General features: G+C 65.7%; 36 protein-coding genes. 31 read left to right on the forward strand and 5 right to left on the reverse strand.

The window, feature by feature from the left end; genetic code table 11:
• Window positions 1-59: 59 nt before the first annotated feature.
• From FK531_RS13585 to FK531_RS13595, 3 genes are read right to left on the reverse strand one after another with little or no spacing between them, the layout of a single operon-like run.
• Window positions 60-923 (reverse strand): ABC transporter permease, encoded by an 864-nt coding sequence (locus FK531_RS13585; protein ID WP_142100134.1) that lies wholly within the window; start codon window positions 921-923, stop codon window positions 60-62.
• Window positions 920-1,777, reverse strand: coding sequence for an ABC transporter permease (locus FK531_RS13590; RefSeq protein ID WP_142100136.1), 858 nt, complete (start codon window positions 1,775-1,777; stop codon window positions 920-922). The genes FK531_RS13585 and FK531_RS13590 overlap by 4 nt, the downstream gene beginning before the upstream one ends.
• Entirely contained in the window at window positions 1,774-2,757 is a 984-nt protein-coding gene (locus FK531_RS13595) for an ATP-binding cassette domain-containing protein (protein ID WP_142100138.1), read from the reverse strand. Before FK531_RS13595 ends, FK531_RS13590 begins: the two co-directional genes overlap by 4 nt.
• A gap of 233 nt (window positions 2,758-2,990) precedes the next feature.
• Here FK531_RS13595 and FK531_RS13600 point away from each other — a divergent pair, with 233 nt between their 5' ends.
• The gene (locus tag FK531_RS13600; RefSeq protein ID WP_181762945.1) at window positions 2,991-4,400 is read left to right on the forward strand and encodes a wax ester/triacylglycerol synthase domain-containing protein; all 1,410 of its coding nucleotides are present in this window, start codon (window positions 2,991-2,993) and stop codon (window positions 4,398-4,400) included.
• A gap of 306 nt (window positions 4,401-4,706) precedes the next feature.
• On the opposite strand, the gene FK531_RS13605 is transcribed toward FK531_RS13600, so the two are convergent.
• Complete coding sequence (locus FK531_RS13605) at window positions 4,707-5,183, reverse strand: hotdog fold domain-containing protein (protein ID WP_142100142.1); 477 nt, start codon at window positions 5,181-5,183, stop codon at window positions 4,707-4,709.
• A gap of 520 nt (window positions 5,184-5,703) precedes the next feature.
• Here FK531_RS13605 and rpsJ point away from each other — a divergent pair.
• From rpsJ to FK531_RS13735, 26 genes are all read left to right on the forward strand, one after another.
• Complete coding sequence (gene rpsJ / locus FK531_RS13610) at window positions 5,704-6,009, forward strand: 30S ribosomal protein S10 (RefSeq protein WP_003938093.1); 306 nt, start codon at window positions 5,704-5,706, stop codon at window positions 6,007-6,009.
• A 20-nt stretch (window positions 6,010-6,029) separates the two neighbouring features.
• Complete coding sequence (gene rplC, locus FK531_RS13615; protein WP_097211071.1) at window positions 6,030-6,686, forward strand: 50S ribosomal protein L3; 657 nt, start codon at window positions 6,030-6,032, stop codon at window positions 6,684-6,686.
• Complete coding sequence (rplD, locus tag FK531_RS13620; protein WP_142100144.1) at window positions 6,683-7,360, forward strand: 50S ribosomal protein L4; 678 nt, start codon at window positions 6,683-6,685, stop codon at window positions 7,358-7,360. The genes rplC and rplD overlap by 4 nt, the downstream gene beginning before the upstream one ends.
• On the forward strand, window positions 7,357-7,662 hold the full coding sequence (rplW, locus tag FK531_RS13625; protein ID WP_027503152.1) for a 50S ribosomal protein L23: 306 nt from the start codon (window positions 7,357-7,359) through the stop codon (window positions 7,660-7,662). The genes rplD and rplW overlap by 4 nt, the downstream gene beginning before the upstream one ends.
• Before the next feature lie 40 nt (window positions 7,663-7,702).
• Complete coding sequence (gene rplB / locus FK531_RS13630; protein WP_142100145.1) at window positions 7,703-8,542, forward strand: 50S ribosomal protein L2; 840 nt, start codon at window positions 7,703-7,705, stop codon at window positions 8,540-8,542.
• Between the two features lie 12 nt (window positions 8,543-8,554).
• A complete protein-coding gene (rpsS, locus tag FK531_RS13635) occupies window positions 8,555-8,836 on the forward strand; it encodes a 30S ribosomal protein S19 (RefSeq protein WP_003940820.1) in 282 nt (93 codons plus the stop codon).
• Complete coding sequence (gene rplV / locus FK531_RS13640) at window positions 8,833-9,237, forward strand: 50S ribosomal protein L22 (protein ID WP_142100147.1); 405 nt, start codon at window positions 8,833-8,835, stop codon at window positions 9,235-9,237. Before rpsS ends, rplV begins: the two co-directional genes overlap by 4 nt.
• Window positions 9,237-10,043, forward strand: coding sequence for a 30S ribosomal protein S3 (gene rpsC, locus FK531_RS13645; RefSeq protein ID WP_142100149.1), 807 nt, complete (start codon window positions 9,237-9,239; stop codon window positions 10,041-10,043). Before rplV ends, rpsC begins: the two co-directional genes overlap by 1 nt.
• 3 nt (window positions 10,044-10,046) lie before the next feature.
• Entirely contained in the window at window positions 10,047-10,463 is a 417-nt protein-coding gene (rplP, locus tag FK531_RS13650; protein WP_142100151.1) for a 50S ribosomal protein L16, read from the forward strand.
• Complete coding sequence (gene rpmC, locus FK531_RS13655) at window positions 10,463-10,699, forward strand: 50S ribosomal protein L29 (protein WP_142100152.1); 237 nt, start codon at window positions 10,463-10,465, stop codon at window positions 10,697-10,699. Before rplP ends, rpmC begins: the two co-directional genes overlap by 1 nt.
• On the forward strand, window positions 10,696-10,983 hold the full coding sequence (rpsQ, locus tag FK531_RS13660) for a 30S ribosomal protein S17 (RefSeq protein ID WP_142100154.1): 288 nt from the start codon (window positions 10,696-10,698) through the stop codon (window positions 10,981-10,983). The genes rpmC and rpsQ overlap by 4 nt, the downstream gene beginning before the upstream one ends.
• Window positions 10,984-11,191: 208 nt before the next feature.
• Window positions 11,192-11,560, forward strand: a complete 369-nt coding sequence (gene rplN / locus FK531_RS13665; protein WP_027503159.1) for a 50S ribosomal protein L14 — start codon at window positions 11,192-11,194, stop codon at window positions 11,558-11,560.
• Window positions 11,560-11,874, forward strand: coding sequence for a 50S ribosomal protein L24 (gene rplX, locus FK531_RS13670; RefSeq protein WP_142100155.1), 315 nt, complete (start codon window positions 11,560-11,562; stop codon window positions 11,872-11,874). The genes rplN and rplX overlap by 1 nt, the downstream gene beginning before the upstream one ends.
• Window position 11,875: 1 nt before the next feature.
• Complete coding sequence (gene rplE, locus FK531_RS13675; protein ID WP_142100157.1) at window positions 11,876-12,439, forward strand: 50S ribosomal protein L5; 564 nt, start codon at window positions 11,876-11,878, stop codon at window positions 12,437-12,439.
• 3 nt (window positions 12,440-12,442) lie between these two features.
• Window positions 12,443-12,628 (forward strand): type Z 30S ribosomal protein S14, encoded by a 186-nt coding sequence (locus FK531_RS13680; RefSeq protein ID WP_003940698.1) that lies wholly within the window; start codon window positions 12,443-12,445, stop codon window positions 12,626-12,628.
• Between the two features lie 179 nt (window positions 12,629-12,807).
• Window positions 12,808-13,206 (forward strand): 30S ribosomal protein S8, encoded by a 399-nt coding sequence (gene rpsH, locus FK531_RS13685; RefSeq protein ID WP_142100159.1) that lies wholly within the window; start codon window positions 12,808-12,810, stop codon window positions 13,204-13,206.
• A 14-nt stretch (window positions 13,207-13,220) separates the two neighbouring features.
• Complete coding sequence (rplF, locus tag FK531_RS13690) at window positions 13,221-13,760, forward strand: 50S ribosomal protein L6 (protein ID WP_142100161.1); 540 nt, start codon at window positions 13,221-13,223, stop codon at window positions 13,758-13,760.
• Between the two features lies 1 nt (window position 13,761).
• Window positions 13,762-14,169: a 50S ribosomal protein L18 gene (gene rplR, locus FK531_RS13695; protein ID WP_142100163.1), complete on the forward strand. Its 408-nt coding sequence runs from the start codon at window positions 13,762-13,764 to the stop codon at window positions 14,167-14,169.
• A 31-nt stretch (window positions 14,170-14,200) separates the two neighbouring features.
• A complete protein-coding gene (rpsE, locus tag FK531_RS13700) occupies window positions 14,201-14,857 on the forward strand; it encodes a 30S ribosomal protein S5 (RefSeq protein ID WP_142100165.1) in 657 nt (218 codons plus the stop codon).
• Window positions 14,857-15,036, forward strand: a complete 180-nt coding sequence (rpmD, locus tag FK531_RS13705) for a 50S ribosomal protein L30 (RefSeq protein ID WP_142100168.1) — start codon at window positions 14,857-14,859, stop codon at window positions 15,034-15,036. Before rpsE ends, rpmD begins: the two co-directional genes overlap by 1 nt.
• 2 nt (window positions 15,037-15,038) lie before the next feature.
• Complete coding sequence (rplO, locus tag FK531_RS13710; RefSeq protein WP_142100170.1) at window positions 15,039-15,479, forward strand: 50S ribosomal protein L15; 441 nt, start codon at window positions 15,039-15,041, stop codon at window positions 15,477-15,479.
• 205 nt (window positions 15,480-15,684) lie between these two features.
• A complete protein-coding gene (gene secY, locus FK531_RS13715; protein WP_142100172.1) occupies window positions 15,685-17,007 on the forward strand; it encodes a preprotein translocase subunit SecY in 1,323 nt (440 codons plus the stop codon).
• Window positions 17,004-17,549 carry an adenylate kinase gene (locus FK531_RS13720; protein ID WP_142100174.1) on the forward strand — a complete coding sequence of 182 codons (546 nt, stop codon included), beginning with the start codon at window positions 17,004-17,006 and terminating at the stop codon, window positions 17,547-17,549. Before secY ends, FK531_RS13720 begins: the two co-directional genes overlap by 4 nt.
• A 9-nt stretch (window positions 17,550-17,558) precedes the next feature.
• A complete protein-coding gene (map, locus tag FK531_RS13725; RefSeq protein ID WP_142100176.1) occupies window positions 17,559-18,350 on the forward strand; it encodes a type I methionyl aminopeptidase in 792 nt (263 codons plus the stop codon).
• A 109-nt stretch (window positions 18,351-18,459) separates the two neighbouring features.
• Window positions 18,460-18,888 carry a MerR family transcriptional regulator gene (locus tag FK531_RS13730; protein ID WP_142100178.1) on the forward strand — a complete coding sequence of 143 codons (429 nt, stop codon included), beginning with the start codon at window positions 18,460-18,462 and terminating at the stop codon, window positions 18,886-18,888.
• The gene (locus tag FK531_RS13735; RefSeq protein ID WP_142100180.1) at window positions 18,878-19,882 is read left to right on the forward strand and encodes an aldo/keto reductase; all 1,005 of its coding nucleotides are present in this window, start codon (window positions 18,878-18,880) and stop codon (window positions 19,880-19,882) included. Before FK531_RS13730 ends, FK531_RS13735 begins: the two co-directional genes overlap by 11 nt.
• A gap of 15 nt (window positions 19,883-19,897) precedes the next feature.
• Here the strand turns inward: FK531_RS13735 and dtd are convergent, their stop codons facing one another.
• Window positions 19,898-20,344, reverse strand: coding sequence for a D-aminoacyl-tRNA deacylase (dtd, locus tag FK531_RS13740; RefSeq protein ID WP_142100182.1), 447 nt, complete (start codon window positions 20,342-20,344; stop codon window positions 19,898-19,900).
• Window positions 20,345-20,541: 197 nt separating this feature from the next.
• Here dtd and infA point away from each other — a divergent pair, with 197 nt between their 5' ends.
• The 4 genes from infA to rpsK all read left to right on the forward strand — a co-directional run bounded on the left by infA (window position 20,542) and on the right by rpsK (window position 21,981).
• Window positions 20,542-20,763 (forward strand): translation initiation factor IF-1, encoded by a 222-nt coding sequence (gene infA / locus FK531_RS13745; protein WP_003418601.1) that lies wholly within the window; start codon window positions 20,542-20,544, stop codon window positions 20,761-20,763.
• A gap of 77 nt (window positions 20,764-20,840) precedes the next feature.
• Complete coding sequence (gene rpmJ, locus FK531_RS13750; RefSeq protein ID WP_025347279.1) at window positions 20,841-20,954, forward strand: 50S ribosomal protein L36; 114 nt, start codon at window positions 20,841-20,843, stop codon at window positions 20,952-20,954.
• 242 nt (window positions 20,955-21,196) lie between these two features.
• Window positions 21,197-21,571 carry a 30S ribosomal protein S13 gene (gene rpsM / locus FK531_RS13755; protein ID WP_142100184.1) on the forward strand — a complete coding sequence of 125 codons (375 nt, stop codon included), beginning with the start codon at window positions 21,197-21,199 and terminating at the stop codon, window positions 21,569-21,571.
• Window positions 21,571-21,981 carry a 30S ribosomal protein S11 gene (rpsK, locus tag FK531_RS13760; protein WP_142100186.1) on the forward strand — a complete coding sequence of 137 codons (411 nt, stop codon included), beginning with the start codon at window positions 21,571-21,573 and terminating at the stop codon, window positions 21,979-21,981. The genes rpsM and rpsK overlap by 1 nt, the downstream gene beginning before the upstream one ends.
• Window positions 21,982-21,994 lie beyond the last annotated feature (13 nt).

Here is a 21,994-nt window from a genome sequence, read left to right on the forward strand (position 1 = left end):
CTTCGTTGGTGGCAGGTGGTGATCGGCGGCGATTCGCCGTGACGGCCGACCGGTCCCGGTCAGATCGGGTTGCCGGCTGCCTTTCGGTAGCCCTTGATCGCAGGCCACCCGAAGACGACAACCGCACCGATCGACCACATCGCCGTCTTGATCAGCGGCTCGGCCACCGGCCCACCCAGACTGAGCCCCCGCATGGCGTCGATCGCGGTCGACATCGGCTGGTTCTGGACGAAGCCCTGAAGCCAGGTCGGGTACGCCATCGTCGGGACGAATCCGGAGTTGAAGAACATCAGGAGGGTGCAGACCAGCGACAGCAACTCCACCAGCGGAAGCTTCGCGGAACTCACCGCGAGCGCAGTCACCAGGGTGGCGAAGCCGACGCCCATCAACAGCGGCACCAGCAGCATGCCGAGCCCCGCCAACATGCCCTGGGTGAACCGGAATCCGAGCATGAAACCCACGCCGACCAGCAGGACGGTGGTGATCAGGATTCGGACCGACTCAGCGAGCAACCTGCTGGTGATGCCGGCAGCGCGATGCATCGGCAAGATCCAGAACCGGGCCAGCAGGCCCTTGCGCCATTCCTCCTTGAGGCCCATGCCGCTGGCGATCGAGCCGAACATCGCGCCGACCAGGGAGATCATCGGGACGTACCCGTAGACGCTGTTGATGCCGGTCGCCCGGGTCACCGAGATGCCGAGCACGGCCCAGAACATCACCAGCATCAGGGCCGGGTAGATGATCGCCTGCAGGACGGTGAAGGGGTCGTGGAACTCGCGGAGCAGCAGTCGGTGGGTCTGCACCACGCTGTGGGTCGCGAGGGCCTGCCACGACTTCTCCGGGTAAACCTCGGTCGGCTCGGGGAACTCGGATATCGCCGAGACTGACTCGTCCAGGCGTTCCGGGGCATTGACATTCGTCATCCGCGCCTCACATTCGCCCAGACGGTCAGTGGGGTGAACACCACGGCGAGGCCGACGATCCAGAGCAGCGACGGCATCAGCATGTGCATGGTGATCGTTCCGTCTGCGATGTAGCGCATCGAGATCGAGAACTGGGAGATCGGCTGATTGCGCACGAAACCTTGCGACCAGCTCGGGAACTGGGTGACCGGTACGAAGCCCGCGGAGAACATACCCAGGATCAGCTGCGGCAGGGTCAAGGCCTGGCTGGTCATCTCGGGGCTCTTGCTCAGGGTGCCGATCAGGTCGCCCATCAGGGACAACGTCATCGCGATGCCCAGTGCCATCACGATGAACAACGTGGCCTTGACCGCCCCGCCGCTGAATCGGAAGCCGATCATGAAGCCGTAGGCGAGCGCCGCGGCCAGCGAGACGGTGCAGTGAACCATCGCGGCCGTCATCCGAGAGGCGAGTGGCACGCCCGGAAAGATCGGCATGGTCTGGAACCGGTCGTTCATGCCGTTCGACGCCTCGAAGGCGGCCCGGCCTGCTGCCGAGATCGCGGTGAAGGCCATCGCCTGCAGGGCGATGATCGGCATCACGAACTGTGCGTAGTCGATGCCCTGAAACTTCATCACGAATCTCAGCGGCAGATAGAAGCCGATGGTGAAGATGGCCGGCGCGAGCACCGCGATGAAGAACTGGCCGGACGTCCACATGCCGCGCAGGCTGCGTCCCGAGAGTGCCAGCCACTGCTGTACTGCGGACAGTTCCGGCTTGCGGTGGCGGCCGGTGCGGACGATCGTCTTCGACTGCGGTTCTGGCGGCGGGCCACCATTGGAGGTGCGTGCGGTCCGGGCCGCGATTGCGGTCATGCCGGTTGGCTCTCGTCGGCCTGACTACTGTCCGTGGCGGTGCCGCCGGTCAGGGCGAGGAAGACGTCGTCGAGCGACGGTCGTCGCAGCGCGATGTCGGCGAGCGGGATCCGAGAGATGTCGAGCCGGCGCAACACCTCGGCGAGGGTCTGCGCGCCGTACTGCGCAGGGATCGAGAGCCGATCGTGGCCCGTCTCGGAGACGTACTCCGGCGGCACCAGACTGGTCAGGACGGCGAACACCCTCGGCAGGTCGGCGAGTCGAAGCGGCACGACCTCGCAGTAGCTGCCCCCCGTCCGCTCCTTGAGTTGGTCGGCGGTGCCCTCCGCGATGACGGTGCCCTTGTCGATCACGACGATGTTGTCGCTCAGGACGTCCGCTTCCTCGAGGTACTGCGTCGTGAGCAGGATGGTGATGCCCTCGGCCTTGAGTGACGAGACCAGCGACCACACGCTCTGCCGGCTACGTGGGTCGAGTCCGGTCGTCGGCTCGTCGAGGAAGACCACCTCCGGCCGGGTCACCAGCCCGCAGGCGATGTCGACGCGCCGGCGCATGCCGCCGGAGAATCCGCGGACCTTGCGGTCCGCGGCGTACACCAGGTCGAACTGGCGGAGCAGCTGCTCGGCTCGGGCCTTCGCCGACTGCCGGTTCAGCCCCATCAGCCTTCCGAAGAGGATGAGGTTCTCGCGGGCGGTGAGGGACTCGTCGAGCGCGGCGTACTGGCCGGTCATCATGATCGACCGCCGCACGTCGGCGGACTGGGTGACCACGTCGTGGCCTGCGACGAGCGCGCGCCCTGAGTCAGGGCGCAGCAGGGTCGACAGCACGTTGACGGTGGTCGTCTTTCCCGCGCCGTTAGGCCCGAGAATGCCGAGCACAGTGCCTCGAGGTACCTCGAAGCTGACCCCCCGCAGCGCGTTCACGTCACCGAAGGACTTCCGGATCCCCTCGACCAGGACGGCGGGGTGTGGTGAAGGCATGCACGCGAGTATGTCATGGCTCGTCTTGTGACGAGGGTCGCTGCGGGTGAACTGATGACTTCGATCTGGTCGCCAGCAGGAGCGTAACGCACAGCGGGTGGAACACGATGTTGGACAAACGTCCTGGTTGCGGCTTCCTCTCGTCCCCTCCGGGTGTCCCTGCCACGTCTAGGGAGCGTGACACTACCCTTAGCATTCGTTTGCCTAAGCAATGCAATTCGGAGGGGGTTGTCATGGTTGCAACATTGCATCCGCGCGACGCGGCGCACATTTATGCGGAGGACGACCGCAATCAGGCGAGCGTGCTCGATGCCTACGTCCTCGGTGCGAGCGAGCATGACCTCAGTCATTCGGGGATCTGTGCGTGGCTCGAACCCCGGTTGCGCAGTTCGCCGATACTGACCTCCCGTTTGAGTCGCGTACCCCTCGACTTGGACTACCCTGCCTGGGATCCGGACCCAGGCTTCGCGATTGCCGAGCACGTCACCGTGGTCGAGGTCGGGAACCCCGGCAAGGAGTCGTTGAGGCACGAACTCGGGGGTTTGCTGGCAAGTCCGATGGACCTGTCCGTATCACCCTGGCACCTGTACGTGTTCACCAACGTCCGCGGAGTCCTAGGCATCACGGAGGGAGACGCGATTGCCGTCCTGAAGTTTCACCACTCGGTCGGCGACGCGATGACCACGGCGGAACTCGCCGAGCGGATGTTCGGTTCGCGGATCGACGGGACCGACGACCCTGCTGTCGGACCAGCGACTCAGGTCAATTCGAGGCTCGTCGCACTGGTCCGCGCGATCGCCACAGCTCCGCACGCGATCATCCGATTCGGGATGGGAATGCGCGATTCGCGGCGCGCGCAGCGCAAGTTGAGGGACAAGGTCGACGTCCGGGAACTGGCGTTGCCACCTACTGCATGGCCGAAGACACGATTCAATGTCATGTTCTCGGGTTCGTCTGTTGTCGATGTCGTTTCCTTCGACCTTGCCGCAGTCCGACAGATCTGCCGGCGAATGCCCGGGGTGACCGTGAATGACGTGGTTATGACTGTGATCGCCGGTGCGATGTCAACGTACTTGGAAGAGAAGGGTGAGCATCCGGAGGGTCCGATGGGAGCCAAAGTACCGATCTCCCTTCGCAAGGTTGAAGAATCCGATGCGAACAACCGATTCGCGCTCGCCTCGGTTGATCTGGGTGCGCACGCGACAGATCAACGTAAGCGGCTCGAGTTCATCCACACAGCGATGCTGTCGGAGAAAGCTCGCTGCGCGGATGAAACGGTGCGCGGAGTCGAGGGTGTGGGCGAAACGGTCCCGCTCGTACTCATGAAACTGATGATGGTCGTGCACCGGCGCTCGGCCCGCGAGATTCCTGACATGGTTGCGGGCGGCAGCACAATGATCTCGAATGTGCGCCGCTCCGACGCGGCGCTTACTGTGTGCGGCGCACCGGTGGTTGGGGGCTTTGGGCTCCTCACACTGGCGGACGGCAATGGCCTGAACCACTTCGTGACCTCGGTCGGGCGGGACCTCACAATCGGCGTCACCGCCGATGTCGGGGCGCTTCCGGAGATCGATCACTATTCCGACCTGCTGCGCGAGTCATTCGCGCAGCTGGTGGACGCGGTGGACGAGCCGGGGCGCTAGTTACTGGGTGCCCGCGGCCGGGAAGTGGGAAGGTTCGGTTCCCGAAGCCCACGGCGAGTCAAGCAAGGGGGGGTACTCCATCGGTCCATGAGGCTTGCGGCAGTCAACATCTGAGATGTCGTCGGCGAAGGAATCATCCACTGCACGGTGGCCGGGCGATCCCGCTGCAGGTCGCCGGCCGCGGAGCGCCCACAATGACTTCGCGTGTCGGGCGGTTGATCGCCACTGCACGACGATGACCTATATATACGCCGTCGTGTACGGCACCGAGCAGGAGCGCGCGGCCGGTGTCCGGGGCCGGCCCGTTCAGCGTGGCGTCACCCAGATGGTGATGTCGGCATGCACGACCTCGGTCCCGGCCCGGTCGTAGATCGCGACCGGCACGACAAGTTCGGTGCCGCCGGTGATGTCGTCGAACGAGGGCAACTGGGGGAGTTGGGCGACTGCGCGCAGTCCGGTGTCCGCCTTGGCCAGGTACTGGGTCGTCATCGACTTCGGGATCCAGCGATGGGTGGTCGGGACCGTCGCCTCGGCAAGCATGCCCATGGCGGTCTCGGCGAGGTTGCAGGCTGCGATCGCGTGGAAAGTTCCGATGTGGTTGTGCACGCCCCACCACTTCGGGGACCGCACCTCACAGCGTCCGGGCGCGAGCTCGGTGACGCGGGGGAGCACGGTCGCGAAGTAGGGCACTCGGAGGCACATGCCGGCCGAGAACAGTGTGGAGCCAAGGCGATTGGACGGAAGCCGCAGCCAGCTGCGGTAGGTCGGGGTCTGGGTGGCCATAGGCCGATCTTACTTCCAAGTAAGATCGGTGTGTGGCGGTGTTTCGAGGTGGATTTGAAGTAACCGCCTGCCTGCGGCATACTGTTCAGGTTGCCTTGGCCCGGGACGCGCTCTGTTGCGGCCTGCGGTCGGGCGAGAAGAGGGTCGAGAGTCAGGCATCCCGAAACGGGCTGCCCTGGCCGAAACCGAAGCAAGACGGAAGCAGTAACCACCAGTGCTCCTTGTGAGCGCATCCGGTGCACATTCCGCAGTCCGATCCGTGTGTCAATGCGGGTCGGGGAATGAGTGGGAGGGCGACACGCCCGACCGCGTGGACCGGAGATCCATGACAGATGAACAGCGGCAGCGGGTCGGGGTATCTCCTGATCGAGATCGGGTCTTCCTGATCGCCAATGTTCTTTGCCGTCACGGACTGGGCGGGAACTGTGCAGACGAGGTAGCCCATCCAGGGACTACAGCAACTCGAGTAGCCCCTCCGGGTCTACAAGGGCCTAATCACGGCAAGGAAGAGGACACAAGCGTGGCGGGACAGAAGATCCGCATCAGGCTCAAGGCCTACGACCATGAGGCGATCGATGCGTCAGCGCGCAAGATCGTCGAGACGGTGACCCGTACCGGGGCCCGTGTCGTTGGACCGGTGCCGTTGCCGACCGAAAAGAACGTGTACTGCGTCATCCGCTCGCCGCACAAGTACAAGGACTCGCGCGAGCACTTCGAGATGCGTACCCACAAGCGGCTGATTGACATCCTCGACCCGACGCCCAAGACGGTCGATGCCCTCATGCGCATCGATCTGCCGGCCAGCGTTGATGTCAACATCCAGTGAGCGCGGCGGAGACAAAAACAATGACTGAGAACAAGATCAAGGGCATCCTGGGCACCAAGCTCGGCATGACCCAGGTCTTCGACGAGAACAACCGGGTCGTTCCGGTCACCGTCGTGAAGGCCGGACCGAACGTCGTCACCCAGATCCGCACCGAGGAGCGCGACGGCTACAGCGCCGTGCAGCTCGCGTTCGGCGCGATCGACCCCCGCAAGGTGAACAAGCCGGAATCCGGCCAGTTCGCCAAGGCCGGTGTCACCCCCCGTCGCCACGTCGTGGAGCTCCGCGTTGCGGACGCCTCCGAGTACGAGGTCGGCCAGGAGCTCACCGCCGAGGTCTTCGAGGACGGCGCGTACGTCGACGTCACCGGCACCTCCAAGGGCAAGGGCTTCGCCGGCACCATGAAGCGGCACGGCTTCGCCGGCCAGGGCGCCTCGCACGGCGCACAGGCTGTGCACCGTCGCCCCGGCTCGATCGGTGGCTGCGCCACCCCCGGCCGCGTGTTCAAGGGCATGCGCATGTCGGGTCGCATGGGTAGCGACCGCATCACCACGCAGAACCTCTCGGTCCACAAGGTGGACGCCGAGAACGGTCTGCTGCTTATCAAGGGTGCGATCCCCGGCCGCAAGGGCGGCCTCGTGATCGTCAAGACCGCAGTGAAGGGTGGTGCGTCCGCATGACCGAGACCGCAACCAAGCTCACTCTCGACGTCCGTACCGCCGACGGCGGCACCAACGGCACCGTCGACCTGCCCGCCGAGATCTTCGACGCCACGGCCAACATCGCTCTGATGCACCAGGTCGTCGTCGCGCAGCTCGCCGCGGCACGCCAGGGCACGCACTCCACCAAGACCCGCGGCGAGGTCCGCGGCGGTGGCAAGAAGCCCTACCGTCAGAAGGGAACCGGCCGCGCCCGTCAGGGTTCGACCCGCGCCCCGCAGTTCGCCGGTGGTGGCATCGTGCACGGCCCGCAGCCGCGCGACTACACCCAGCGCACCCCCAAGAAGATGAAGGCCGCCGCCCTGCGCGGAGCCCTCTCCGACCGGGCGCGCAGCGAGCGTATCCACGTGATCACCGAGCTGGTCGCCGGACAGACTCCGTCCACCAAGGGCGCGAAGAAGTTCCTCGGCGAGATCTCGGATCGCAAGAAGCTTCTGCTCGTAGTCGGTCGCGAGGACATCGCGGCATGGAAGAGCGTGCAGAACCTGGAAGGCGTGCACCCCATCGCACCCGACCAGCTCAACACCTACGACGTGCTCAACAGCGATGACGTCGTGTTCAGTGTCGAGGCTCTCAACGCGTTCATCCACGGGCCGGCCGAGTCCGCCCAGGCAAGCAAGGAGGAGAGCAAGTGAGCACCATCGCTGACCCCCGCGACATCTTGCTGGCTCCGGTCATCTCCGAGAAGTCCTACGGACTGATCGAGGAAGGCACCTACACCTTCCTGGTGCACCCGGACTCGAACAAGACGCAGATCAAGATTGCCGTCGAGAAGGTCTTCGGCGTCACCGTGACCAGCGTCAACACCGCCAACCGTCAGGGCAAGCGCAAGCGGACCCGTTTCGGCTACGGCAAGCGCAAGGACACCAAGCGCGCGCTCGTGACCCTCTCGGCCGACAGCAAGCCCATCGAGATCTTCGGAGGACCGGTCGCCTAGGCGATCGGGACTTGACGAGACATAGAGGACGAGAAGACTCATGGGAATCCGTAAGTACAAGCCGACTACTCCGGGCCGTCGTGGCTCGAGCGTCTCGGACTTCGCCGAGATCACTCGGTCGACCCCCGAGAAGTCGCTCATTCGCCCGCTGCACGGTCGCGGTGGACGTAACGCGCACGGTCGTATCACCACCCGGCACAAGGGCGGCGGACACAAGCGCGCCTACCGGTTGATCGACTTCCGTCGCAACGACAAGGACGGCGTGCCGGCCAAGGTCGCGCACATCGAGTACGACCCCAACCGCACCGCGAACATCGCGCTGCTGCACTACGCCGACGGTGAGAAGCGCTACATCATCGCGCCGAAGGACCTCAAGCAGGGTGCACGGGTCGAGTCCGGTGTCGGTGCCGACATCAAGCCGGGCAACAACCTGCCGCTGCGCAACATCCCGACCGGTACCACCATCCACGCGGTGGAGCTGCGTCCGGGTGGCGGCGCCAAGATGGCCCGCTCGGCCGGTGCCAGCATCCAGCTGCTCGGCAAGGAAGGCCCCTACGCGACCCTGCGTATGCCCTCCGGCGAGATCCGTCGCGTCGACGTGCGCTGCCGCGCATCGGTCGGCGAGGTCGGCAACGCCGAGCAGTCGAACATCAACTGGGGCAAGGCCGGCCGTATGCGCTGGAAGGGCAAGCGCCCGACCGTCCGTGGTGTCGTGATGAACCCGGTCGACCACCCGCACGGTGGTGGCGAGGGCAAGACCTCCGGTGGTCGCCACCCGGTCAGCCCGTGGGGCCAGCCTGAGGGCCGTACCCGCAAGCCCAACAAGCCGAGCGACAAGCTCATCGTCCGTCGCCGGCGTACCGGCAAGAACAAGCGCTAGGAGGGGTGAAGGATGCCACGCAGCCTTAAGAAGGGCCCGTTCGTCGATGATCACCTCCTCGCGAAGGTGGATGTGCAGAACGAAAAGGGAACCAAGCAGGTCATCAAGACCTGGTCCCGTCGTTCGACGATCATTCCGGACTTCATCGGCCACACGTTTGCGGTGCACGACGGCCGCAAGCACGTCCCCGTGTTCGTCTCCGACTCGATGGTCGGACACAAGCTCGGAGAGTTTGCACCGACCCGCACGTTCAAGGGTCACATCAAGGATGATCGGAAGGCGAAGAGGCGATGAGTAACACCGAAACCGCCAACCCGACCGCCAAGGCCGTCGCGCGCCACGTGCGCGTGACGCCGATGAAGGCGCGTCGAGTCGTGGACCTGGTTCGCGGGCGCTCCGTCGAGGACGCGCTGAACATCCTGCGGTTCGCGCCGCAGGCCGCCAGCGAGCCGGTCGCCAAGGTGATCGCCAGCGCTGCTGCGAACGCCGAGAACAACCTCGACCTGGACCCGAGCACGCTCGTCGTCGCGACGGCGTTCGTGGACGAGGGTGCGACCCTGAAGCGGTTCCAGCCGCGTGCACAGGGTCGTGCGTTCCGGATCCGCAAGCGCACCAGCCACATCACGGTCATCGTGGAGAGCCTGCCCAAGGCCGGCGCCGCGACCCGTAATCGCCGGAAGGGAAGTGCTCGATAGTGGGCCAGAAAATCAACCCGCACGGCTTCCGCCTCGGCATCACCACCGACTGGAAGTCTCGCTGGTACGCAGACAAGCAGTACGCGGAGTACGTCAAGGAAGATGTCGCCATCCGCAAGCTCCTCGCCACTGGCATGGAGCGGGCCGGCATCGCGAAGGTGGAGATCGAGCGCACCCGTGACCGGGTTCGCGTCGACATCCACACCGCGCGTCCGGGCATCGTCATCGGTCGCCGCGGCGCCGAGGCCGATCGCATCCGCGCCGAGCTCGAGAAGCTGACCGGCAAGCAGGTTCAGCTCAACATCCTCGAGGTCAAGAACGCTGAGGCCGAGGCCCAGCTCGTGGCCCAGGGTGTTGCCGAGCAGCTGTCGAACCGTGTCGCGTTCCGTCGCGCCATGCGTAAGGCGATCCAGTCGGCGATGCGTCAGCCGAACGTCAAGGGCATCCGGGTCCAGTGCTCCGGTCGCCTCGGCGGCGCGGAGATGTCCCGTTCGGAGTTCTACCGCGAGGGTCGCGTGCCGCTGCACACCCTGCGTGCGGACATCGACTACGGGCTCTACGAGGCCAAGACCACCTTCGGTCGCATCGGCGTGAAGGTCTGGATCTACAAGGGCGACATCGTCGGTGGCAAGCGCGAGCTGACCGCCAACGCCGCCCCGGCCGGCGATCGCCCGCGTCGCGAGCGTCCGAGCCGTCCGCGTCGTTCCGGTGCTTCGGGCACCACCGCGACCAGCACCGAGGCGGGCCGCGCAGCGACCGCCACCGCCGAGGCCCCGGCCTCTACCGAATCGAATCAGGAGGGCTGACGCATGTTGATCCCACGTCGGGTCAAGCACCGCAAGCAGCACCACCCGAGCCGTTCGGGTGCGGCCAAGGGCGGCACCAAGGTGACGTTCGGTGACTACGGCATCCAGGCTCTCGAGCCTGCCTACATCACCAACCGGCAGATCGAGTCCGCTCGTATCGCCATGACGCGCCACATCAAGCGTGGCGGCAAGATCTGGATCAACATCTTCCCGGATCGCCCGCTGACCAAGAAGCCCGCCGAGACTCGAATGGGTTCCGGTAAGGGTTCGCCGGAGTGGTGGGTCGCGAACATCAAGCCCGGTCGGGTGCTGTTCGAGATGACCTACCCCAATGAGGAGATTGCGCGCGAGGCCCTGCGTCGCGCGATGCACAAGCTCCCGTGCAAGTGCAGGATCGTCACGAGGGAGGAGCAGTTCTGATGGCTACCGGAACCCCCGCAGCCGAGCTCCGCGAGCTCAACGAAGAGGAGCTTGTCACCAAGCTCCGCGAGTCGAAGGAAGAGCTGTTCAACCTTCGCTTCCAGATGGCGACCGGTCAGTTGGACAACAACCGTCGTCTGCGCACCGTTCGTCACGAGATCGCGCGCATCTACACCGTCATGCGCGAGCGTGAGCTCGGCCTCGCCGCCGGCCCGGATGCGGGTGACGCGGCATGAGTGAGAACGAGAAGGACAACGCAGTGACTGAAGAGCGTGGGACCCGCAAGGTCCGCATCGGCTACGTCGTCTCCGACAAGATGGAGAAGACGATCGTCGTCGAGCTCGAGGATCGTGTGAAGCACCCGCTGTACGGCAAGATCATCCGCCGTACGACCAAGGTGAAGGCGCACGACGAGAACGGTCTCGCCGGCATCGGCGACCGCGTCCAGCTGATGGAGACCCGACCGCTGTCGGCGACCAAGCGCTGGCGTCTGGTCGAGGTGCTCGAGAAGGCCAAGTAAGAGCGCAATGACGAAGCGGCCCGTTCCCCATGGGGAGCGGGCCGCTTTGCCTGTTCGGGGCGATTTGGAATCCCCCGGAGCATTCCCTACACTAGAGCGGTTGCCTTTGCCTCCGCATGCCCACATTCGGGCGGCGGGCGGGGTGGCAGACCGCGCGCATCGGGTCGGTAATCCGCTGCGTTCGTAAATCCAGGTCTAGGAGAGATCAGTGATTCAGCAGGAGTCGCGACTGCGTGTCGCCGACAACACGGGTGCCAAGGAGATTCTCTGCATCCGCGTTCTCGGTGGATCGTCTCGTCGCTACGCCGGGATCGGCGACATCATCGTCGCCACCGTCAAGGACGCCATCCCGGGTGGAAACATCAAGAAGGGCGAGGTCGTCAAGGCCGTCATCGTCCGCACCACCAAGGAGCGCCGCCGTCCGGACGGCTCGTACATCAAGTTCGACGAGAACGCTGCCGTTCTCATCAAGCCTGATCACGATCCCCGTGGCACTCGTATCTTCGGCCCCGTGGGCCGCGAGCTGCGCGACAAGAAGTTCATGAAGATCGTTTCGCTCGCCCCGGAGGTGCTGTGATGAAGGTGCACAAGGGTGACACCGTTCTGGTCATCGCCGGCAAGGACAAGGGCGCCAAGGGCAAGGTCATTCAGGCCTACCCGGCGACCGAGAAGGTCCTGGTCGAGGGCGTGAACCGGATCAAGAAGCACACCGCGGTCTCCGCGAACCAGCGTGGCGCCTCCTCCGGCGGCATCGTCACGCAGGAGGCCCCGATCCACGTTTCCAACGTCGCGGTCGTGGACTCGGACGGAAACCCCACTCGCGTGGGCTACCGCACCGACGAGAACGGCAAGCGGGTTCGGATCTCCCGTAAGAACGGGAAGGACATCTGATATGACGAGCACCGAGAAGATTCAGCCCCGGCTCAAGGCGCGCTACCGCGCCGAGATCAAGGACGCGCTGAACGAAGAGTTCAAGTACGCCAACGTCATGCAGATCCCCGGCGTGGTCAAGGTCGTCGTCAACATGGGTGTCGGTGACGCCGCCCGCGACGCGAAGCTGATCAACGGCGCGGTCGCCGACCTCGCGCTGATCACCGGCCAGAAGCCGGAGATCCGCAAGGCCCGCAAGTCCATCGCGCAGTTCAAGCTTCGCGAAGGCATGCCCATCGGCGCGCGCGTCACCCTCCGTGGCGACCGCATGTGGGAGTTCCTCGACCGCCTGGTCAGCATCGCGCTGCCCCGCATCAGGGACTTCCGCGGCCTGTCCGGCAAGCAGTTCGACGGCAACGGCAACTACACCTTCGGTCTCAACGAGCAGTCGATGTTCCACGAGATCGATGTGGACAAGATCGATCGCCCGCGCGGTATGGACATCACCGTCGTGACGACCGCGACCAACAACGAAGAAGGCCGTGCCCTGCTCAAGCACCTCGGCTTCCCGTTCAAGGAGAACTGAGCCATGGCGAAGAAGGCACTGGTCAACAAGGCCAACAAGAAGCCGAAGTTCGCGGTCCGCGCCTACACCCGCTGCCAGCGGTGCGGCCGTCCGCACTCGGTGTTCCGCAAGTTCGGCCTCTGCCGAATCTGCGTGCGCGAGATGGCGCACGCGGGTGAGCTGCCGGGCGTTCGCAAGAGCTCCTGGTAGCGAGGCTCGCCGAGCGACGATTCGCTCGGTAAGCCACCAGCTGAAACTTCTGGCGCGCATCCGTGCGCCAGGCCGCAGGAAAACCCCTTCGCTGTAGGCCCACGGCCGGCCGCCACCGCTACGGTGGCGGACCGGCGTTGTATGGGAACCGCTGCGAGAAAGGTGAACAGGTCAATCTCATGACCATGACCGATCCGATCGCAGACTTCTTGACGCGTCTGCGCAACGCCAACTCGGCGTACCACGACGAGGTGAAGCTTCCCCACTCGAAGATCAAGGCGAACATCGCCGAGATCCTCAAGCGTGAGGGCTACATCTCCGACTTCCGCACCGAGGACGCCGAGGTGGGCAAGACCCTCATCGTCGACCTCAAGTACGGACCCAGCCGTGAGCGCAGCCTCGCGGGCGTCCGGCGTGTTTCCAAGCCCGGCCTCCGGGTTTACGCGAAATCCACCAATCTGCCCAAGGTCCTGGGCGGCCTGGGCGTGGCGATCATCTCCACGTCCACCGGCCTGCTCACCGACCGTCAGGCGGCCAAGCAGGGCGTGGGCGGCGAAGTCCTCGCCTACGTCTGGTAAGGGAGGCCACCACAATGTCGCGTATTGGAAAGATTCCGGTCACCGTCCCCGCGGGCGTTGACGTCAACATCGACGGCCAGGACGTGTCGGTCAAGGGTCCCAAGGGCACCCTGTCGCTGACCATCGCCGAGCCGATCGCAATCGCCAAGGGCGAGGACGGTGCCCTCCTGGTCACCCGTCCCGACGACGAGCGTCGCAGCCGTGCGCTGCACGGTCTGTCGCGCACCCTGGTCGCGAACCTCATCACCGGTGTGACCGAGGGCTACACCACCAAGATGGAGATCCACGGCGTCGGCTACCGCGTCGCACTCAAGGGCAACGACCTCGAGTTCGCGCTGGGCTACAGCCACCCCGTGCCGATCGAGGCGCCGGAAGGCATCACCTTCGCGGTCGAGTCGCCCACCCGCTTCTCGGTCTCCGGCATCGACAAGCAGAAGGTCGGCCAGATCTCGGCCAACATCCGTCGTCTGCGTCGTCCCGACCCGTACAAGGGCAAGGGCGTTCGCTACGAGGGTGAGCAGATCCGCCGCAAGGTCGGAAAGACGGGTAAGTGATATGAGCCAGACTGCAAACCAGAAAGCCAAGCGGATTCCGCTGGGCAAGGATGCGTCCACCACGCGTCGTCTCGCGAAGACGCGTCGTCACTTCCGTCTGCGCAAGAAGGTCTCCGGCACGCCCGAGCGTCCGCGCCTGGTCGTGAACCGGTCCTCTCGCCACATCCACGTCCAGCTCGTGGACGACCTCGCCGGCCGCACCCTGGCCGCGGCGTCGACCACCGAGGCGGACCTGCGTGCGGCCGAGGGCGACAAGAAGGCCCTCAGCGCGCAGGTCGGTCAGCTGATCGCCGAGCGCGCGAAGGCCGCCGGCGTCGAGGCTGTCGTCTTCGACCACGGCGGACACGGCTACCACGGTCGCATCGCGGCCCTGGCGGACGCTGCTCGCGAAGGCGGGTTGAAGTTCTGATGATGAAGCTCACGAATGGAAGGACAGTCTGATGCCGGGACGTCAGAGGCGTGACGGCGGCAGCGGACCCGCCGGACAGAATGGCCCCAACACCGGGGACAACCGCGGCGGCGGCGACCGCCGTGGCGGCGGCCGTGACGATCGTCGCGGCGGCCAGTCGGCCCCGAAGTCGGATCACCTCGAGCGCGTTGTCGCAATCAACCGCGTGTCGAAGGTCGTCAAGGGTGGTCGGCGCTTCAGCTTCACCGCCCTGGTGATCGTGGGCGACGGCAACGGACTCGTTGGCGTCGGCTACGGCAAGGCCAAGGAAGTTCCCGCGGCCATCCAGAAGGGTGTCGAGGAGGCTCGCAAGGGCTTCTTCCGCGTGCCCCTCATCGGCAACACCATCACCCACCCGGTTCAGGGCGAGGCAGCGGCTGGTGTCGTCATGCTGCGTCCGGCCAGCCCGGGTACCGGTGTGATCGCCGGTGGCGCGGTGCGTGCCGTGCTCGAGTGCGCGGGTGTCCACGACATCCTCGCCAAGTCGCTCGGTAGCGACAACGCGATCAACGTCGTGCATGCAACTGTTGCCGCCCTCAAGGGTCTGCAGCGTCCCGAGGAGGTGGCCGCTCGTCGCGGTCTGCCGATCGAGGACGTGGCCCCGGCCGGCATGCTGCGCGCACGCGCACAGGCTGGGAGCGTGAAGTAATGGCAGAGCTCAAGATCACGCAGACCAAGAGCATCATCGGGACCAAGCAGAACCAGAAGGATTCTCTGCGCACGCTGGGTCTCAAGGGCATCCGTCAGACCGTCGTCCGCGAGGACAATGCGCAGAACCGCGGTCTGATCAACGTGGTGCGCCACCTCGTCACAGTTGAGGAGGTCTAACCATGACCATCAAGCTGCACCACCTCCGCCCCGCGCCGGGTGCCAAGACCGACAAGACTCGCGTCGGTCGCGGTGAAGGCTCGAAGGGCAAGACCGCCGGTCGTGGCACGAAGGGCACCAAGGCCCGCAAGAACGTGTCCGCCGCCTTCGAGGGTGGACAGATGCCGCTGCACATGCGTCTGCCCAAGCTCAAGGGATTCACCAACCCGTTCCGGACCGAGTACCAGGTCGTCAACGTGGGCGACATCGCCCGACTGTTCCCCAACGGTGGAACGATTGGCGTTGCCGAGCTCGTCGAGGCCGGCGCGGTTCGCAAGAACCAGCTCGTCAAGGTTCTCGGCGACGGAGAGCTCACGGTTGCCGTTCAGATCACCGTGAACAAGTTCACCGGATCCGCCAAGGAGAAGATCGTCGCTGCAGGTGGCACCGCCACCGAGCTGTGATCAGGCTCTGACAAGGTCACGATGGCCGCAGCGCAGCCCCTCGCGGGCGGTGCTGCGGCCATCGGTCTTGTGGCAGTTCCGGTCCAAGAGCATCAATGTGGCATTGCCCGACTGTCTGCTCGGGGGCCACTGCTAAAGTTCTAGCGTTCATTGCACCCGTCGAGCATTTCCGCTCGCACTCACCCCGTCGTGCCCAGGAGGATCTTTGCTTTCCGCCTTCGTCTCGGCCCTCAGGACTCCAGACCTGAGGCGGAAGATCCTCTTTACTCTCGGGATCATCGCGCTGTATCGCTTCGGCGCCACCCTGCCCTCGCCGGGCGTCGACTATGCCAACGTCAAGGCGTGTATCGACCAAGTCTCGGGCGGTGACTCTGCGGGTATCTACTCGCTGATCAACCTGTTCTCGGGTGGCGCGCTGCTGCAGCTGTCGGTGTTCGCGATCGGCATCATGCCGTACATCACGGCGAGCATCATCGTGCAGCTGCTCACCGTGGTCATCCCCAGGTTCGAGGAACTCCAGAAGGAGGGCCAGTCGGGCCAGGCGAAGATGACGCAGTACACGCGTTACCTGTCGATCGCGCTGGCCATCCTGCAGTCGACCGGCATCGTGGCGCTGGCCGCTCGCGGTCAGCTGCTGCAGGGCTGCCAGCAGGAGATCATCGCGGACCAGTCGATCTTCGGTCTGGTCATCATCGTGCTGGTGATGACCGCCGGTGCAGCGCTGGTGATGTGGTTCGGCGAGCTGATCACCGAGCGGGGCGTCGGCAACGGCATGTCGCTGCTGATCTTCTCGGGCATCGCCGCCCGCATTCCGTCGGAGGGCAAGGGCATCCTCGACAGCCGCGGCGGCCTCGTGTTCGGCCTGGTGTGCCTGGCAGCGCTCGCGATCATCGCCGGCGTGGTGTTCGTCGAGCAGGGTCAGCGCCGCATCCCGGTGCAGTACGCCAAGCGGATGGTCGGGCGGAAGATGTACGGCGGTTCGTCGACGTACCTGCCGCTCAAGGTCAACCAGGCCGGCGTGATCCCGGTGATCTTCGCGTCCTCGCTGCTGTACCTGCCGAACCTGATCGCGCAGCTGACCGGCGCGAGCACCGCGACCGACCCGAGTTGGTGGCAGCGGCTCATCCAGCAGTACCTGGTGAACCCCGCCAACCCGGTCTACATCCTCATCTACTTCGCCCTCATCGTCTTCTTCACCTACTTCTACGTCGCGATCACGTTCAACCCTGAAGAGCGCGCGGACGAGATGAAGAAGTTCGGTGGGTTCATTCCCGGCATCCGGCCGGGGCGCCCGACTGCGGATTACCTGAACTACGTGCTCAGCCGCATCACCCTGCCGGGCGCGATCTACCTCGGCACGATCGCGGTCCTGCCGAACCTGTTCCTCGACATCGGTAACTCGGGGGGAGCGCAGAACCTGCCGTTCGGCGGTACCGCGGTCCTGATCATGGTCAGCGTTGGCCTCGACACCGTGAAGCAGATCGAAAGCCAACTCATGCAGCGTAACTACGAAGGGTTCCTCAAGTGAGACTCGTCCTCCTTGGTCCTCCCGGTGCCGGCAAGGGCACTCAGGCCGCCATCCTGTCGGAGAAGCTCGGCGTCCCGCACATCTCGACGGGCGACCTCTTCCGCGCGAACATCGGGCAGCAGACCGCGCTCGGTCTCGAGGCGAAGAAGTACCTGGACGCGGGCGACCTCGTGCCCAGCGAGATCACCAACAACATGGTCAAGGCGCGGGTCTCCGAGCCGGATGCGGTCAACGGCTTCCTGCTCGACGGGTTCCCCCGCACCGTGGACCAGGCGCAGGCGCTCGAGGGCATCCTCTCCGGCCTGAACGCCAAGCTCGACGGCGTGCTGGCCTTCGACGTCGACGACGAGGTCGTGGTGGAGCGGATGCTGGCCCGTGGCCGCGCCGACGACACCGAGGACGTCATCCGGAACCGGATGCGCGTCTACCGCGAAGAGACCGCTCCGCTGCTCGACCACTTCGCGGGCAGCATCGTGACCGTCGACGCCGTCGGCTCGGTCGACGAGGTCAACGCCCGCGCACTCGCGGCGCTCGGCAAGTAAGAGGGCACTATGGGGTTCCGTCGCAAGAAGGTCGTGCCGTTCCGTACCGCCGGTGAACTCGACGCGATGGCTGCGGCGGGCGCGATCGTCGGCGCGACGCTGGTCGCCGTGCGCGCGGCGGCGAAGCCCGGAGTGAGCACGCTCGAACTGGACCGGATCGCGGAGCAGACGATTCGGGACGCGGGAGCGGTTCCGTCGTTCCTGGGGTACCACGGTTTCACCGGGTCGATCTGCTCGTCGGTGAATGATCGTGTCGTGCACGGCATCCCGTCGGCGGACGACATCCTGGCCGAGGGCGACCTGGTGTCGATCGACTGCGGCGCGATTCTCGACGGCTGGCACGGTGATTCCGCGTGGACCTTCGGGGTCGGCGAGATCTCCGACGCCGACCGTGATCTCAGCGAGGCCACCCGACTGTCGATGGATGCGGGCATCAAGGCGATGCTGCCGGGCAACCGGCTGACCGACGTCTCGCACGCGATCGAGCAGGGCACGCTCGCGGCCGAGCGCGCGCACGGTCGCCGGTACGGCATCGTGGACGGGTACGGCGGGCACGGTATCGGTCGCGAGATGCACATGGACCCCTTCCTCGCCAACGAGGGCGCGCCCGGCAAGGGCCCGGAGTTGGTGGTCGGTTCGGTGCTCGCCATCGAGCCGATGCTCACCCTCGGGACAACCGAGACCGAGGTGCTCGAGGACGACTGGACGGTCGTCACCATCGACGGCTCGCGCGCCGCGCACTGGGAGCACACCGTCGCGGTGACCGAGGACGGTCCACGGATCCTCACGCTTCGGCCCTGACGAGCACAACCGACGAACGGGCGGGAAGGCAGCCGACGAGGCTCGCTTCCCGCCCGTTCGTCGTTTCCGGCGCCGGCGGCGCTATCGTCGCGTGCATGGATGCGGACCGATGCTGAGCGATCCGGGAATGACCATCGCGGAGGTCGCCGCGCGCACCGGACTGACCGCGCACACCCTGCGCTACTACGAGCGGGACGGGTTGATGCTGGGTGAGATCGGCCGGGCGTCGTCCGGGCATCGGAGGTACACCGCATTCGACGTGGCGTGGATCGAGTTGGTCACCAAGCTGCGGTCGACCGGGATGCCGATCCGGGAGATCCAGCGTTACGCGGAACTGGTCCGGGCCGGCGACGGCACCGAGTCCGACCGACTGGACCTGCTGCGTGCGCACCGCGCCCGGGTGCTGACCCAGCTGGCCGAAGTCACCGACCATCTGGCCGCCGTCGACGTGAAGATCGGCGTGTACACGGATCGAGTCGCGGCTCGGAGCTTGACTTCGAGCGCACTCGAAGACGTTGACTCGTCGCATGACCACTGACATCGGAACCCGAACCCTCGGTATCGACTCGCCCCTGACCGTGTCCACGTTGGGGCTCGGGTGCATGGGCATGTCGGAGTTCTACGGAACCGGCGACGAGGACGCCGGAATCGCCACCATTCGCCGTGCCCTCGATCTCGGTGTGACCCTGCTCGACACCGCGGACATGTACGGCCCGTTCGTCAACGAAGAGCTGGTCGGCAAGGCCGTCGCGGGTCGTCGAGGCGACGCGGTGCTGGCCACGAAGTTCGGCAACGAGCGTCGCGCCGACGGGACCCGGGTGGGGATCAACGGCAGACCGGAGTACGTCGTCGCGGCCTGCGACGCGTCGCTTCGGCGTCTCGGTGTCGACCATATCGACCTCTACTACCAACACCGGGTCGACAGGTCGGTGCCGATCGAGGAGACGGTCGGCGCGATGGCCGGGCTCGTCACGGCGGGCAAGGTCCGCCATCTCGGACTGTCGGAGGCGGGACCGGACACGATCCGGCGGGCGCACGCCGTGCATCCGATCACCGCGCTGCAGACGGAGTACTCGCTGTTCACCCGCGACCTCGAGGACGAGATACTGCCGACCATCCGTGAGCTGGGGATCGGCCTGGTGCCGTACTCACCGCTCGGCCGCGGACTGCTGACTGGCGCGATCACCGCGGAGTCCGGAGCGGTGGGCGAGGGTGACCTCCGGCGGTCGGACTACTTCCCGCGGTTCCGCGGCGACGCGCTCGCGACGAACCTGGGGCTGGTCGACCGGGTGCGCGCTCTTGCCGCGGCGAAGGGTGTCTCCCCGGGGCAACTCGCGCTGGCCTGGGTGCTCGCGCAGGGGCAGGACATCGTGCCGATCCCGGGCACCAAGCGGGTGAAGTACGTCGAGGAGAACGTCGACGCTGCCGCGGTCGACCTGACCGCGGACGACCTCGCGTCACTCGCGAGCGCGGTGCCCAGGGGTGCGGTCGCGGGCGCCCGCTACGGCGACATGTCGAACATCGACGACTGACGCCACCGCTGCCGGTCAGGCCTCGAGCAGTAGCGTGACCGGGCCGTCGTTGACCGAGCTGACCCGCATGTGGGCGCCGAAGTGGCCGGTCTCGACCGTGGCGCCGAGTCCGCGCAGCGCGTCGGCGAACGCGTCCACCAGTGGTTCCGCCGCCGCCCGGGGCGCGGCGGCGGACCAGGAGGGACGCCGGCTCTTGCGGGTGTCGGCGAGCAGGGTGAACTGGCTGACGACCAGGATCGGTGCGTCGAGATCGGCGGCGGATCGCTCGCCGCCGCGCTCGGCGTCGTCGAGGATGCGCAGCTTCCAGACTTTCGCCGCCAGCGCCGCGGCGGTGGCCGGGTCGTCGTCGTGCCCGACGCCGAGCAGGACCAGCAGTCCGTGCCCCACGGGGTCGATGCGGGCGACGACCTTCTCGTCGATCTCGACGGAGGCGGAGGTCACCCGCTGGACGACTGCGCGCACGTCTGACGTCCTTTCGTGACGGGCCGCATTTGGCCTGGTGGGAGAACTCCGGTAAGCTAGATCAACGGTGCGCCCTGCGTACCGGTCGTTTGCTGTTCTCGGAGGCCTCGGTCGCCCGAAGCGCTGCTCGCCCGGTTCTCTCACGCGCGTGCACCACCGTAACGGAGAACGATGCCCACCAACGGATCGCGGAGGATATGGCTAAGAAAGACGGGGCCATCGAGGTCGAGGGACGCGTAGTCGAACCGCTGCCCAATGCAATGTTTCGCATTGAGCTCGAGAACGGCCACAAGGTCCTCGCGCACATCAGCGGCAAGATGCGTCAGCACTACATTCGCATCCTGCCGGAAGACCGTGTCGTCGTAGAGCTGTCGCCCTACGACCTTTCTCGCGGTCGCATCGTCTACCGGTACAAGTAACGAACTTCCCGGACCACACCTGGTCTGGGAGACCCATGTCCACCCCCGGTGGGCGACACACAGGAGATTAGACAGACGTGAAGGTTCAGCCGAGCGTCAAGAAGATCTGCGAAAAGTGCAAGGTGATCCGTCGTAACGGTCGGGTCATGGTGATCTGCGACAACCTGCGTCACAAGCAGCGTCAGGGCTAGATCACAGCTTTTCGGATCGGCTTGGCAACAAGCAAAAGAAGACCTTCCAGCACCAGCCGACACCCACGGCCACCGGAATTTCGAGTCCACCGGACTTCGAGTCCATCGGCAGGCGTTGGTCTACCCCCGGCACGGAGGCCGGGGCCCCACTGAGTTAGTTGAAAGACGTATCCGGAGTCTGACTTCGGATGGCACAGGGGATGGACTGGGAGCAGACCTCCGCACACCGATAGGAATGCCACATGGCACGTCTCGCAGGTGTTGATCTTCCTCGCGAAAAGCGCATGGAGATCGCACTGACCTACATCTACGGCGTCGGCCGTACCCGCTCCAAGGAGATCCTGGCAGCGACGGGTGTCAACCCGGACCTGCGCAGCAAGGACCTCACGGACGAGGACCTGACCAAGCTCCGCGAGTACATCGAGGAGTCCCTCAAGGTCGAGGGTGACCTCCGCCGCGAGGTGCAGGCCGACATCCGTCGCAAGATCGAGATCGGCTGCTACCAGGGCCTGCGCCACCGTCGTGGTCTGCCCGTGCGTGGACAGCGCACCAAGACCAACGCGCGTACCCGCAAGGGCCCGAAGCGCACCATTGCCGGCAAGAAGAAGGCGAAGTAATGCCCCCTAAGTCACGCACCGGTCCGAAGAAGACCCAGAAGGCTCGTCGCAGGGACAAGAAGAACGTCCCGCACGGCGCCGCTCACATCAAGAGCACCTTCAACAACACCATCGTGTCCATCACGGACCCGGCCGGAAACGTCATCTCGTGGGCGTCCTCGGGACACGTGGGCTTCAAGGGTTCGCGTAAGTCGACCCCGTTCGCCGCTCAGCTGGCCGCCGAGAACGCTGCCCGCAAGGCGCAGGAGCACGGCGTGAAGAAGGTCGACGTCTTCGTCAAGGGCCCCGGCTCGGGCCGCGAGACCGCGATCCGTTCCCTCCAGGCCGCTGGCCTCGAGGTCGGCACCATCTCCGATGTCACCCCCCAGCCGCACAACGGCTGCCGTCCGCCCAAGCGGCGTCGGGTCTAGCGGGAAGGATAGG

Origin of the sequence: Rhodococcus spelaei, from assembly GCF_006704125.1 — a bacterium.
Classification (GTDB): domain Bacteria; phylum Actinomycetota; class Actinomycetes; order Mycobacteriales; family Mycobacteriaceae; genus Rhodococcus_G; species Rhodococcus_G spelaei.